At 44.7% G+C, this 14593-nt stretch carries 10 protein-coding genes and 1 pseudogene; 8 read left to right on the forward strand and 3 right to left on the reverse strand.

Annotated features, from left to right (window positions below; genetic code table 11):
- The first annotated feature begins 1 nt into the window (after window position 1).
- From B853_RS19585 to B853_RS19595, 3 genes are read left to right on the forward strand one after another with little or no spacing between them, the layout of a single operon-like run.
- The gene (locus B853_RS19585; RefSeq protein WP_038887432.1) at window positions 2-2254 is read left to right on the forward strand and encodes a proprotein convertase P-domain-containing protein; all 2253 of its coding nucleotides are present in this window, start codon (window positions 2-4) and stop codon (window positions 2252-2254) included.
- Window positions 2255-2279: 25 nt separating this feature from the next.
- Window positions 2280-3713: an Lcl domain-containing protein gene (locus B853_RS19590; RefSeq protein ID WP_038887431.1), complete on the forward strand. Its 1434-nt coding sequence runs from the start codon at window positions 2280-2282 to the stop codon at window positions 3711-3713.
- 1 nt (window position 3714) lies between these two features.
- The gene (locus B853_RS19595) at window positions 3715-4284 is read left to right on the forward strand and encodes an Lcl C-terminal domain-containing protein (RefSeq protein WP_010451064.1); all 570 of its coding nucleotides are present in this window, start codon (window positions 3715-3717) and stop codon (window positions 4282-4284) included.
- 93 nt (window positions 4285-4377) lie between these two features.
- Here B853_RS19595 and B853_RS19600 read toward each other — a convergent pair whose 3' ends face one another.
- Window positions 4378-6021 carry a methyl-accepting chemotaxis protein gene (locus B853_RS19600; protein ID WP_038887429.1) on the reverse strand — a complete coding sequence of 548 codons (1644 nt, stop codon included), beginning with the start codon at window positions 6019-6021 and terminating at the stop codon, window positions 4378-4380.
- Window positions 6022-6354: 333 nt separating this feature from the next.
- Between B853_RS19600 and B853_RS19605 the strand changes: the two genes are divergently transcribed.
- From B853_RS19605 to B853_RS19625, 5 genes are all read left to right on the forward strand, one after another.
- The gene (locus B853_RS19605; RefSeq protein ID WP_038887427.1) at window positions 6355-7176 is read left to right on the forward strand and encodes a phosphate ABC transporter substrate-binding protein; all 822 of its coding nucleotides are present in this window, start codon (window positions 6355-6357) and stop codon (window positions 7174-7176) included.
- Between the two features lie 98 nt (window positions 7177-7274).
- Entirely contained in the window at window positions 7275-8207 is a 933-nt protein-coding gene (gene pstC, locus B853_RS19610; protein ID WP_038887425.1) for a phosphate ABC transporter permease subunit PstC, read from the forward strand.
- A gap of 22 nt (window positions 8208-8229) precedes the next feature.
- Window positions 8230-9093, forward strand: a complete 864-nt coding sequence (pstA, locus tag B853_RS19615; RefSeq protein WP_005441059.1) for a phosphate ABC transporter permease PstA — start codon at window positions 8230-8232, stop codon at window positions 9091-9093.
- Window positions 9094-9153: 60 nt separating this feature from the next.
- Window positions 9154-9903, forward strand: coding sequence for a phosphate ABC transporter ATP-binding protein PstB (gene pstB / locus B853_RS19620; RefSeq protein WP_005432159.1), 750 nt, complete (start codon window positions 9154-9156; stop codon window positions 9901-9903).
- Window positions 9904-10273: 370 nt separating this feature from the next.
- A complete protein-coding gene (locus B853_RS19625) occupies window positions 10274-12349 on the forward strand; it encodes a sensor domain-containing diguanylate cyclase (RefSeq protein WP_038887424.1) in 2076 nt (691 codons plus the stop codon).
- A 185-nt stretch (window positions 12350-12534) separates the two neighbouring features.
- Here the strand turns inward: B853_RS19625 and B853_RS19630 are convergent, their stop codons facing one another.
- Both B853_RS19630 and B853_RS19635 read right to left on the reverse strand, forming a co-directional pair.
- A complete protein-coding gene (locus B853_RS19630) occupies window positions 12535-14181 on the reverse strand; it encodes a BatD family protein (RefSeq protein WP_038887422.1) in 1647 nt (548 codons plus the stop codon).
- A gap of 4 nt (window positions 14182-14185) precedes the next feature.
- Window positions 14186-14593: pseudogene (locus B853_RS19635) on the reverse strand (hypothetical protein); the annotation flags it as partial.

Genomic DNA, 14593 nt, shown 5'->3' on the forward strand with positions numbered 1-14593 from the left:
TATGAAGTTAAAACCATTAGCGCTTTCGCTGCTTTTTGCCTGTGCCCCAGTGGTGCAGGCTGCTGAGTGGGATTACCCCTCAGTGGACTCTGTGGTGAGTAATGAAGCACAGGCGAAAATTTATCTAGATAATCATTACGCACAAGCGGGTGAGTTTAAGTTTCGCTATAAAACACATTCTCAGCTTGGTGAGCATTATAACTTTGATGTTTGGATAAGTGGTGAATACCAACCTCAGCGAACTGCCGTGGTAACAACAGACAAAAATCATCACGTTGTGAGAGTGTTTAAGAGCTTTGAAGATACTGTCATCCGTAACGGCGCGCCAACAGTTGCAATGGAATTGGAATCGCCTCGCCAACTGCAAGCGCAAGAGCCGCCAGCTTTGAGCTCCGGAAGTCTGGTTGATGTTGAGGTCTCTTTATTCAACCCAGATCTGCGTACCATGCAGCAACAAGCTGGGCCAGAATCGACGTGGTCAGCACTGTCAGACTACCCTCAGCCGATCGAATACGTGACAAAGTCGATTGAGGTTCTACAGTCTGGCGGAAAGTTCTATCTGTCTAACCCAAGATTAAAGCAAGTGGATGCAACGGGCTTATTTTCAGCTCCAGCACCTGGCGAAGCGCCTGTACTTGATACGTTGGATTTTCTCAGAACAGAAGGAGTTCAAGCCTTTGACAGTGTTGATGAGATGCAAAGCACTAAGTTTGGTGACAATGCGTTCCCACAGTTGATGGCTTTTTATCACCTCGATAGCGCGCTCCAATATCTGACAAGCCTAACTTACGACTTGTTTGACGAACCGCTTCGTTTTGATGCTCGTGGTTTATCAAAAGATAACTCTACTTACTATTACGGTCCGAAAGCACTCATGCTAGGGGTAGGTGGTGTTTCTCCGGATGCAATTGATGCTGATGTTGTGATACATGAGCTTGGGCATGGCATTCATTATCAAATCGTACCGGACTGGGCATATGGTCATACTGGTGCTATCGCAGAAGGTTTTGCGGATTACTGGGCGGGCAGCGCAAGCTACCGTATTCAATATTCGGATGCATCGCGTCGTGGTCAAGAGTTCGAGCTAGATACGGTGTTCAACTGGGACGGCGTGTTCGGGACACGCAAAACGACTCGTAGTCTTTGGAACCAAAGAGCGCGCTACTTTGAGAGCGCAGAATACCCAGCTCATATTAGCGTTGGGGGAGAGAATGGTGATGAGTTGTGGTCAACGCCGCTTTTCCAAGCGCTTAAAGCATCGGTTGAACGATACGGTGATGGTACAGATAAGGTCTTCCGCGAGTTTGATGCCATCGTACTAGAAGGTATGTACGGTATTGGTCGCGGCGTGAAAATGCATGACCTTGCGGAATCGACAGTGTTTGCTGCAAGCACCTTATTCCCTGAGAAAGACTATGCCGAGTTCCTGATGAACAGCTTCAACAAACACAACTTGCTCAAGGCACCATTTCGTGTTCGCTATGACGCTCGATACATCGCACAAGACCAAAATGTGGGAGTTAACCTGAGCCAAACTGGCCGCGAAGCAAGCATCAAAGGGCAATGGCAGCTAAATAACGTATCCGTTTTCGATTTTGATGAAACGCTTTCTGACTCGACCTCAATGAAGGTGGCGTTACCAAGCGGTCTGACGTGTGGCACGCAGTTCGACTCTTCTATTTCATTGGATTACCAATTTAGTGAAGGTTTGAAAGCGCGCCAGTGGGAAGAAAATGTGAAGTTAGTTAACGGTACGCCAAAGCTAGACATTAAACCTCAATCAGTGAATACCGCGCTACCGGAGCAAGGTGACAGACTGTTTGCTCAAACGCTATCAGACAAGTCACATACGATTGATGATTCGTTTGCGGTTTACCTGAACATCGAACATGACTCATTGCAGGATTTGCAAGTAGCGCTTATCTCTCCGCAAGGTAAATCAGTGGTGCTACTCAACCATCAATCAAGCAATACCAATGGATTTAAAGGTTACTTTACAGCTCAGTATGATGAGGAGTTACAAGCTCTTGTCGGTCAACCGAGTTGGGGTACTTGGCGTCTTGAAGTGTCTGACCGCGTGTCAGGGAACTCCGGTGTATTGAAGGAGTGGGGTGTGAGTCACTTCGCTCAGTATCAGTGTAGTGCTGATACCACTAAAGGAAGCAGTAGTGGTGGTTCGGGTGGTAGTGGTTCACCTTTAGTCTTGCTAGGGCTGCTTCTGCTTTCAATGGTGAGAGTGATTCGCTCTCGTTAATCAAAATCAAAAGAAGATAAAATCTATGAAGTTTCAATATTCTTTCGTTGCTATGTCACTAGCCCTTGCTGGCTGTGGCGGTGGTTCTGGTGGCGACACATCGGCACCGACATATGATGTGGCTGGCACCGTCGTTTCCGCAGGTACACTTCTTGATACGCCAGTATGTATCGATTTAAACCAAAACTACGTTTGTGATACGAATGAGCCAAGTGCTAAGACGGATAACGCCGGCAAATTTAGCCTAACATCAAGCGATAAAAATGTATTAACCAGCACTATTCTTGCTCAAGTTGAACAAGGTTCAAACCAAACATTACGAATTGCTGCTCCGGGTCAAAACTTAGCAACGGGCAACACTGTCAATGGTGTAACAACGTTGCTCGCAGGTCTTGTGGTTGACGGTAAAACCGTTGCTCAAGCTGAAGAGATCGTGAAAGCGCAACTCACCGATGCCGGCGTTTCTCTGTCTGGTACGGTGATGTCTAACGTACAAGCCAGCGAGCTAGACAAGCTAGAGCAAAACACGGTTGCGCTATTAGCTGTGATGCAACCACAACAAATGACCAAAGGCGTAGCGTTGCTTGCTCAAAGCCTTAGCTTCCAAGGTAAATCGTTGGCCTCTGATCTTCTGTCTGAAGCGGAAGTGAGTGCATTTGCTGAAGAGATTGCAGTGGTTGCTGAACAAACTGTCGGCAGCAACGATACTGGTGTAGTGCTTCACTTTGCAGATGGCGATACAGATGTAGCAGAAGTGCAAACGTCTTACCCAGGTCAAGATGCGGAATACGGTTTCGACAAAGAGGACAAACAAACGTCTACAGGCGCTGGCTTTAAGTTCGTTAAGCTTAATACACAAGGCTCAGTGTTGGCGGAGGATGCTACAGAGTGGGCTTGTACTATGGATGAGCGTACTGGCCTTATTTGGGAAAATAAGAGTGCAGACTCGAGTTCAGTTCAATTTAAAGATCGTACATTTGTGTTTGAATCCGCAACATTCAAACCATACTACGAAGATCTGGATGTAGTTGGTTGTGTGGATGCAGCTGATGATATCTGTTCAACAAGCCAATATGTTGAACATATCAACAAGCAATCTCTATGTGGTATTACGGATTGGCGTCTACCGACTTACCAAGAGTTCTACGATGTTCTGGATCTTGGTGAGACAGAGAAAGACGCTGATGACAACGTCTACGGTCTGAGCGTAGCTTACTTCCCCCATCAAGGTAAAGGTAGTCCAGACATTGAAACTGGCGCGATTTGGTTAGATGATTTCACTTTTAACAACTATTCCGTTTACAACTACGAAGGCGCTCTGCAATTCCCTGTTGTTGCAACCAAAGGTGCTGATCGTGGCTACGTTAGCTTTGTTGAAATTTACTCTGACAAGGTTGAGCGTGACACAGGCACTTCTTTCCAATTCCCAATCCGTCTAGTAGCAGTAAAGGGCCAATAAGATGAAGAAATTAATGACCGCGCTATCTCTTGTTTTGGCTTCTCAAGTGGCGATGGCTGCACAAGAGTGTTCAACTGATTTTGGAAAAACAGCACCAAACTCACGTTATACATACTCTGATAACGGAACTGTGACTGACCTTAAGACAGGGCTTACTTGGATGCGCTGTCCTGTAGGTACCACATGGAATGCAGCAAACGAAGCTTGTGATGGTGATGCGACCAAAATGACTTGGCAACTTGCACTAATGACAGCTGACCAAATTCGTAATGAATCGGGTAACCACGTGTTGCATGGCTTTGCGGGTAAGCAAAACTGGCGCTTACCAAACATTAAAGAGTTGGTTGCACTGACAGAGCGTGCTTGTCATAGCCCCGCTATGAATGGCACCGCATTTGCGAGTGGCTACACGGTAGAGGTGGGGGATTACGCTGCTTATATCTGGAGTAATACACCAAACGGAGATGGTTCAAATGTTATGGTGTTTGATTCATTCAATGGTGAGGTTTACAACTGGGATCCAGCAGAGCCAACTAACACTTTCTCAGTTCTGTTGGTGACTGACGAATAATAATCACGTGGTTGATTGCCTAGCCCTGTTATCAAAAAGCTCCGCAGATGCGGAGCTTTTCTTTTTTTGAATGTATTGTGTTGAGCAGAATGTTTAAACTTGGAACTGCTTAAGTTGGTGCTTTTGATTTTCAGCCAAGCCTGACAACTCCTGCGCTGCAGCGGCAGATTGAGTGATGCCAGTTACGTTTTGGCTAACCAGCTCGTAGATGGTGCTTAAGTTGTTGTTGATATCAGACGTGACTTGTTTTTGCTCTTCAGATGCCGTAGCTACTTGCGTATTAATTCCGTTCAGGTTTTCAATAGCATGCTGAATGTCGTTTAGCGACTGATTTACTGAACTTGCTAGCACTTGATTATCGTTCAGTAGCTCAAGGCTTGAGTTCATGCTCTCGTTCGCTTGTCCCGACTGTTGCTGCAGCTCCTCAATTATTACTTGAATCTCTTTGGTCGACTCTTGCGTTCTTGCCGCAAGCATTCGAACTTCGTCGGCAACAACCGCAAATCCACGACCGCTCTCACCCGCACGAGCGGCTTCAATTGCTGCGTTTAACGCTAGTAGGTTGGTTTGTTCAGAGATACTTTCAATGACTTCAATTACTTTGCCAATTTGTTCTGATTGGTCTTTGAGTGAGGTCACAACGGTGGCTGCATCGTTAAGTTGTTGCGCCATTTTTTCACTAGCTTGAGTACTCTCTGCAAACATAGATAAGCTTTTAGCTGTGATATCACTTGCTTCGACAGCAGCATTGTCAGCTTGCTGAGCGTTCGATGACACCTCTGCTGCAGTTGATTCTAACTGATTGACTGCTGAAGCGACTTGCTCGACTTCTAGTTTCTCTTGATCTGAGTTAGCACTGCTTTGCGTCATTACGGTTGCAAGTTCGGTAGATGCTGATGCGACATCCTCACTGATTCTAACTAGTGAACCAACTGTGCCACGAAGTTGTTGGATAGTTTGGTTTACGTCATGTGCCAGTTGTGACACTTCATTTTTGCCTACCTCTTCTGCTTCTACCTGTAAATTGCCTTTTGCAACCTCCTTCATGGTTTGCTGAAGACGACGGATAGGTGAAACAATGGCGTTTGCAAGTAACCAACTGATTACAGATGCAGCAATCAGAATGATCGCGAGCGCCACGATGCTCAAATTTAGCGTAGATGAGTGCATTTGACCGTTAAGCTCAACTTCTTGAGAAACGATTAGATTGAGCTTTTGGGACAAGTTATCGATCGCACCAATCATCGCATCGCCAGCAACACGATAGGCTGCCATTGCGGTATGATATTCCTGATCAAAATTAGGTGGTGCGTAGCTAGCATTGTGCTTTGTTTGTAGCAGAGGAGTCATGGTGTTGCGGGTAAAGTCAACGTAATGATTCATCGCTTTTTTCATGGCTTTAACGTCATCTTCGATGCCGCTTAGTTGGCTGATCGAGTTCAAAAATAGTTCGTTCTGATTCTGACGTTGGGCGAGATCTTGATTCAATGTTTTTAGATCATCCGCTCTGAATAAACTGTAGATCGCCTTAATACGCATAGCATAAGTATTATCCACAATAGAACTAAGTTCTTCTTTATGAACGATTAAGTTATTGGTTGATGATGTGACTTTATCAAAAGCGTCTTCAAGCTTACTGATCCCGGTTGTTAGACCAATAACGAGCAATATGATTGTGAAAACAACAGGTGTGAGTACTTGTTGTTTGATGGAAAGCGCGCTGAGTAATTGACGCATGTGTGACCCTCAATAGACAAATAATAATTATCGTTTTAATAAATTAAACTTGATGAGTTTAATGAAGAAAGCCGTCAATTCAATCAGTTATGGTAGTCAAATTGTTATGAGATATATCAAATATGTGTTGGTTAAACGAAGCAAGTTTATAGAATGAGAGGTGAGCCAGTTAGAAAAGTTTTATTTTTAACCAGTAGGCGTAAAAATAAGCAGATGACTTAACGTGTCATAGATGCTTCAACTAAGTGAAACACAACTGTCATATTCAAATTCTAAAGTGAGCACCGTTCAAGTGAAACACAACGGCAATAAAGCCACTTAAAGGAAATTGTGATGAAAAAGACAGTAATCGGTGCAATCGCACTTCTAGGCGCAATGGCAGTGACTCCTGTTTCTGCTAAAGAAACTATCTCTGCAGTGGGTTCTAGCAGCGTAACTCCACTGATGGAAGTTTTCTCTGAAACATACATGAAGACAAACCCGAATGTATTTATCGAAGTTCAAGGCCCGGGTTCATCAGCGGGTGTTAAAGCAGCGAAGAACGGTTCTGCTGACCTAGGTATGTCTTCTCGTAACCTAAAAGATTCTGAAAAAGAGCCAACGCTAAAAGAAGAAGCAGTTGCTATAGACGGTATCGCAGTTGTTGTAAACCCAAAAAACAAGCTTTCTGGCCTAACTGCTGAACAAGTTACCGCAATCTACAAAGGCGAAGTAACAAACTGGAAAGACGTTGGCGGTGCAGACAAGCCAATCGTTGCAATCACTCGTGATACGGCTTCTGGTACTCGTGGTGCATTCGAAGACATCATGAAGCTAAAAATGAAAATTTCTGGTAAGAAAGTATCGGCAATCTCTCAGCGTGCTCAAGTTGCTAACGGTAACGGCGCATTGAAGACAATGGTTGCTTCTAACCCATACGCAATCGGCTACATCTCTCTAGGTACAGTCGATGGCTCTGTAAACGCACTTCCAATTGATGGCATCCAAGCTTCTGTAGACAACGTGAAGAACGGTTCTTACAAAGTTGCTCGTCCATTCCTTGTTCTTTACAAGGAAGGCAAGCCATCAGCTGAAACTCAAAAATTCCTAGACTGGATGCTAACTGAAGAAGCGCAAGCGCTAGTTGACCAAAAAGGTTACATCTCAGTTAACTAATCCCATCGGGACTCTAAAGTTTGCTCAGCCCACCATTTCGGGCTGAGCCTTTTCTATCCATTGTGTTCGACGCCATTGCCAAGAACCGTGAGATTTTTATGACCATCGCAACAAATAGTGAAAAGCTTATGACTACTGACGCTAAAGCGATCAGCAAGCCAGGCCTACGCGAAAAACGCCGCGTTGACTGGAAAGAGCGCATCTTCCACGGCTTGTTCCTAACGAGTGCTGTAATCGGCATCGTATCATTAGCAGTTATCGCATACTTCATCGTTCGAGAGAGTGTCCCAGCATTCCAAGAAGCGGGCGTCTCGGGCATCGTTCTAGGCCAAAACTGGCTACCACCGGCACTGTACGGTGTTGCAACCATGATTGTTGCTTCTATCGTTTCGACAGCAGGCGCTGTTTTAGTGGGTGTTCCAGTTGGTGTCTTAACCGCTATCTTCATCGCTGAAATCGCACCAAAGCGTTTAGCTGACATCATCCGCCCAGCGGTTGAGCTGCTAGCCGGTATTCCTTCGGTGGTTTACGGTTTCTTCGGTCTGGTTATTATCGTTCCATTGATTCAGAACGTATTTGATGTACCAGCAGGTAACACTATCCTGGCCGGTATTATTGTTCTTGGCGTGATGATTCTACCAACGGTAATTACGGTATCTGAAACTTCTATCCGCGCTGTTCCTCGTACGTACAAAGAAGGTTCTTTGGCACTGGGGGCATCCAAAATTTACACCATCTTTAAATTGCTCGTTCCAGCGGCTCGCTCAGGCATCATGACAGGTGTGATTCTGGGTATCGGTCGTGCATTGGGTGAGACCATGGCGATCATCATGGTAATGGGTAACGCGCCGGCAATGCCAGAAGGCATCCTTGATTCGGCTCGTACGCTAACCGCAAACATCGCTATTGAAATGTCTTACGCAAGTGGTGTTCACGCGAACGCACTTTACGCTACAGGTGTGGTACTTCTGGTCTTCATCATGTCGTTGAACGCTGTACTACTGTACCTAAACCGAGAAAAAGCGAAGTAATCGCTCGTTAAAGGTGACTATTATGGATCGCGCAAAACTGAAAAAAGCACGCCAGTTCAAAGATAATGTCTTTAACGCATTTGTCTGGATCTCGGCAGCACTGACGGTAGGTTTCTTGTTCTGGATTATCTGGTACATCCTATCAAACGGTCTACAACACGTAGATTGGAACTTCATTACTGATAACTACACGCGCACAGGTGAAGAGCACGGTATCTTCCCAATGATTGTGGCGACTATTTACATGGTTATCGCATCTATCGCAGTGGCAGCGCCACTCGGTATCATGACGGCAATCTACTTGACTGAATACGCGAAAGTGGGCAGTCGTTTGGTGAAAATCATCCGATTCTGTACCGAGTCATTGGCGGGTATTCCGTCGATCATCTTCGGCCTGTTCGGTATGACTTTCTTCGTGGCGATTCTTGGCCTTGGCTTCTCGATTTTGTCGGGTGCATTGACGCTAAGTATCCTAATCCTGCCAGTTATCATCCGTACCACGGAAGAAGCGTTGATGGCAGTACCACAGACGTACCGTGAAGGCTCTTACGGCCTAGGTGCATCTAAGATTTACACTATCTGGCGTTTGATTCTTCCGAGCGCAATGCCAGGTATCTTAACCTCGGTCATTCTAAGTATTGGTCGTGTCATTGGTGAGTCTGCTCCAGTATTCCTGACAGCAGGTATGGTTGCACGTATTCCGGATTCTCTATTGGATTCAGGTCGTACATTAACCGTTCACTTATACAAACTGACTACCGAACTGTTTACCATTGAAGAATGGAATCAGGCTTACGGTACCGCGACAGTTCTGATTGTTGTTGTTCTATTGATCAACATGTTCACAAAACTGATTGCACGACGTTTTAACACCGCAACTTACTAACAAAACGAATTAAGAACGCACGTTAAAAGACACGAATTCAAGATTTAAGAGATTAAGAAAATGAACAAGTTTGATATTGAAAACCTAGACCTATTCTACGGTGAAAACCAAGCACTGAAATCGATCAACCTGCCAATTCCCGTTCGCCAAGTGACAGCGCTTATCGGTCCTTCTGGTTGCGGTAAATCAACACTACTACGTTGTTTGAACCGCATGAATGATCTAATCGAAGGCGTAAAGATCACGGGTAAGCTGTCAATGGATGGCGAAGACATTTACGGCAACATCGATGTTGCTGACCTTCGCATCAAGGTTGGCATGGTATTCCAAAAGCCAAACCCATTCCCGATGAGCATCTACGAGAACGTGGCTTACGGTCTACGCGCTCAAGGCATCAAAGATAAGAAACACATTGATGAAGTGGTTGAGAGCTCACTTCGCGGCGCAGCGCTTTGGGACGAAGTAAAAGACCGTCTTAAGTCACATGCATTTGGTCTATCAGGTGGTCAGCAGCAGCGTCTATGTATCGCACGTACCATTGCGATGGAACCAGATGTGATTCTGATGGATGAACCAACATCCGCACTTGACCCAATTGCGACGCACAAAATTGAAGAACTGATGGAAGAGCTGAAAAAGAACTACACCATCGTTATCGTAACGCACTCAATGCAGCAAGCGCGTCGTATCTCAGACCGCACTGCGTTTTTCCTAATGGGCGAATTGGTTGAGCACGATGACACGCAAGTGATCTTTAGCGAACCAAAAGACGACCGTACCCAAGGCTACGTAAATGGTGATTTTGGTTAATTTATTACCCATGCTGGTATGTAAAAAATAACTATAAGCGATGGTACTTTTGCCCCTCTTTAAGAGGGGCTTTTTTATGTCTATTGGTAGGAGCGTTTATATACCAATCCAAAATAACTTATAAATTGCATATTTGTACGTTATGTAACCTGAGTGAAACATATGTCTAAAAATGTTGAAAGGCTCTCGATTGTGATATTAAGTCCACTTTTTTTGCGAAAGACTTAACAGCTCAACTTGGATTCCATTGATTGCATATCGCCGTACGGTTAGTTTTTTGTTGAAAAGAAAAAAGTAAGCAGGCTGGGTTGATACGGTGAATCTAAAAAGTTTTATAAGAAAAGTCTCTGCTACGCGAGATCACAGGCTTTTGGCTGAAGCCATTTTTGAATACATACAGAACCTCATTTCTCCTCAGGCCATCGTTATATTCGACGACCCGCTTACAAAGCCATCGGATAATATTCGATTCTCGATAGGAGAAATCAGTCCGTTTGCAAACTACCCTTCAGATTTTTGGACTTGGGCCGGGCAGTTTGATACATCTGAAAGTCTTATTCCTTTAGCTATTAACACTTGCAGTTGGTCTTTTATCGAAGACCACGGTGGAGATAGTTACATAATGATGCTCGATAATGCGCCACTCAAACGAACTTACTTATTGATTCAAGGTGTAAAGTCTGGAACTGCGCATAATATCTACGAAGAAAGTTATGATGTCATGCAACTCGCGGCTTCACGCTGGCAGTGTATTCGGGCTGAGAAAAATGCGTCGTTAGAAGTTAAAAATCGAGATATACGTGAAGCTCAATATGTCGATGAGATAAATCAGCGCGAGCGATTTATTGACAATATGAAGCTCGTGCAGCAAGTAGCACTCGATATCTCTAACCCAGATTCCCTGAAAGAACTTTACTTAAAAGCGGTTGAAGCACTTCGAGTGAGGTTAGGGTTTGATCGTTCAACATTGATGTTGCTCGATATGAAAAAGCGCAGCTTTAGTGGTACGTATGGTACCAATGAGCACTGTAAAACTGTTGATGAATTTCACACTCAATATGACCTTCACCAGTTGGGGGAAGAGTACATTGCTGCACTATCAGGTACTGAGCGAAATTTAGTCATCGTGGAAGACACTCCAATATATACGGCAGGTAAAGTGGTTGGGCAAGGCTGGAATGCAATGCTTATCCTGCGTGATGGAAACGAGCCTTTTGGATGGTTTGCTCTTGATAATTTTATTCACCGCAAACCCATTACAGCCTATCAAAAACAGATGCTTGAATCTTTTGGTTCGTTGTTTTCTCAAATTTACATTCGAAAACGTCAAGAGCAGAACGTCCGCATGCTGCATTCAAGTATGGTAGAACTGTCTCGCTGCACAACGGTCAGTGATGTGTGTAAATCTGCGGTGACTTTTGCTATTCAAAATCTAGGTATTGATCGGATGGCAGTTTTCTTAACAGATGAAAGCTGTTCTTACATGCAGGGCACTTGGGGGACAGATATCCAAGGTAATGTGGTCGATGAATCCTATTTCTTTGGTGAAACTCAAGATTTCTCGTTGATTAACCTCGCTCGATCTATGCCGAATGAAGTTGCTTTTGAGGAGTCTGTTCCCATCTATCATGACTGCAATATTGTTGGTTTTGGTTGGGCGGCAATGACAGTTCTGACGTCAAATAGCAGTGGTCCGATTGCCTTTATTTCTGTCGATAACCTCCTTACTCGGGCGCCATTGACTTCACAGCTTCGAGAAGTTATCCGAATGTTTGCCTCAAGTCTTGCTGAAGTACTGCAACGTACTCAAGCCCAAGAAGCGATTAGAGAGCTAAATGAGAACCTAGAGCTAGAAGTTAAAAACAGAACCAAAGAATTAGAGGAAGCGAACCGTCAGCTCGAGATTTTGTCCAAACTTGATCCCCTGACTCGGTTAGGTAACCGACGGATGCTGGAGCATGTTATGGAAAAATACTGCTCCGTTGATACCGAAGAGTATATGAGTTTTGGTGTCATTCTATTGGATATTGATCATTTTGGTTTGTTTAATAACCACTATGGTCATCTAGAGGGCGATATTGCATTAATTCGAATTGGCAATATTCTCGAGCATCATACACACAATGAAGATGAAGTATTTTGTCGCATTGGTGGTGAGGAGTTTGTCTTACTTATGGTTGGTGCAGGATCGGAAAGAGTTGCTAATCGAGCTGAGTGTATACGAAAGTGTATTGAAGATGAAAACATTCGTCATGCCCACAATCCTGAAGGAGAGTATTTGACGGTTTCTATAGGTTATTCTTGTTCAAAAAGCGTTTGTCGAGAATTCAATTTTGATCGTTTATATCAGTTGGCGGACCAAGCTTTGTATGAGGCCAAACATAACGGTCGAAATTGTGTAAAAGGTATTGATGAGCAGGTGACCAGTCAAATCGGTGCGAGTTAGTACTATTTCGCTATGAAGCAGCTGTTGCAAAATAACCTGATTGTAGCTTCTGTACATATTGAAAGCCCCGTATTGTTATCAAGTGTATCGCTGTTTCTAAATCAGATTCATAACTTATTGTAATTAAAATAAAAATGGCAGTTCGATGTGAGCCGCCATGTTTTATTAAACTTATAAGGAGTTAACTAAAGTTTTTCTAGCTGGTGGCTAGGCTTACTCTTCTTCTCTTTGGCCAGTAGCTTGATCTTGGCGATCAGAGAATCTGGTTTCCATTCTTGCTGAGTAGCGCTGAAGCGAGCTTGATTCATCACATTCAACTCTTCTTTCACCGCTTTTGTCGCTTCGGATTCACTGTTGAAGTGATGGGTGTTTAAGTAGTCGTTAACCGCTCTTTCAATTTTGGCACTATCACCTTGTTTGATGATGTTCTCCAAATCTTGCAGAGATGAGCCGTGCGTTGAAGTCTCAACTTTTTCAGGCTTTACGGTTCCGCGCTTTTTCCAAAGTCCAAATGCAATTGCTGATGAGACAAGCCAAAGTGCACCAAACACGAACGTCAGTGTTTTCCAGACTGTATCCACACCATTTTGAACCACAGGTGCTGAGGTAGTCGCTGGTTGTGCTGGCAACGCACTTTCTGGCAGCGTGATTAAGCCACTGTCACTTTTCTCCACATCAAGCTTTAACGCTGAAATGTCGGCTTTTCTCGCTTGGTCACGATTACTGTCCCACCAATTTAGGCTGTAGCCCGGCAGGGTGAGATCACCTGCTTCTGTGGGAATCAAAACCTGTTTCACTGTCATGGTGACAGTGCCATCACGCGATGTCTCGAACTGAGGTTGTTCAGGATAAACACGAAGTGTACTTGGGTAGACAATACCAATACGAGGTAGATATTCCGCTTGTGTACCACGAGCTCGAATACGAATCGTACGAGTAATTGAAGATCCTTGTTTCACTGTGCTGACGGCATTTGCTGATAGCGGATTGCCTTGTTCATCTTGCCAGCTTTGCGTCAATTCTAAAGCAGAAGCTGGCAGCCAGTTACCTTTAAAGTCTTTAGGGATAGGCTTTACAGTAATCGGCATTTGCTCAGTTTTAGTATTGATTGGCATGATCTTGGTTGAGCCAGTTAGGCTGTCACCATAGATGTAAGACCCCGTCAATTTAGGACCATTTAGCGTGTAGGTGCCAGGTTGTTCGGCTGTAATGCGGAAAGCTTGCTCTACGACCGTCACTTCCAAGCCATCAATGATGCGTTGTGCCTGCTTCATATCGCTGGCTGGCTCAATTTTCATCCCATCAATGCTTGGCGGTACCACTTGTGGATTATCCAAACGGCGAGGGTCTACTTTGATCGCCAACTGCATACGTAGCGTTGCTGACTGCTGTGGGTACAAAGTATGGCTATCCACGCTCATGTTGAAGCTAAACAAATCGTCGAGATTTGGCTCACCTTTGTCTTTTGTCACACGCAGCTTAATTGGCTCAGTTTTCATCCCATCTGCAGAAAAGCTCGGTATGGTGACGACGCCTTCTTTCATCGGGGCAATCGAGATGCTCCATTCTGTGCGAACGGTTTTGTGGCCGTTAATGTTGTTACTAGAACGGCCGTAGCGAGGTTGTCCTAAAAAGAAGTCCTGTTTCAATGCGTCAAAGTCGATCGCATCTGAGCCAAGCTCGGTATCTGCCATGATCCTTAGGTTGATCACTTCGTTCTTCGCCACCTGAGTTTTGTTTACACTAGCTTGTAGGGTTTGTGCAAAAACCGAAAAGCTAGTCAGTAGGCTGGCCATCAGAACAAAGACCAGTTTTGCGCCTTTTTTCATCATGGACTTACCACTCCTTATTAGATTGTTGTGGACGTTGTTTTTGTTGAGCTTGAAGCTGCATTTGAGCTCGAATCAAGAAACTAGGGTCACGCGCTTTCTACCGCTTCTAAGCGACGGAACTCAGGATCGTCCTGAGGCGTTTTCTCTAGCTGAGCTTGAGCCTGCATAGGTTCGCCTTTTTGCTCGCCTTGTTTCTCTTCTTCTTGTTTAGCTTTTTGTCGCTCAGTTTTCTGATTTTCTTGTATATCTTCAGGTTCTTGCTGGTTTTGTGACTGTTGCCCTTGCTCTTGTTTAGCATCACTCTGAGACTTTTGTTGCTGCTGTTGCTGCTGTTGCTGCTGTTGCTGCTGTTGCTGCTGTTGCTGCTGTTGCTGCTGTTGCTGCTGTTGCTGCTGTTGCTGCTGTTGCTGCT

Source organism: Vibrio rotiferianus CAIM 577 = LMG 21460 (assembly GCF_002741985.1).
In the GTDB taxonomy this organism is placed as follows: domain Bacteria; phylum Pseudomonadota; class Gammaproteobacteria; order Enterobacterales; family Vibrionaceae; genus Vibrio; species Vibrio rotiferianus.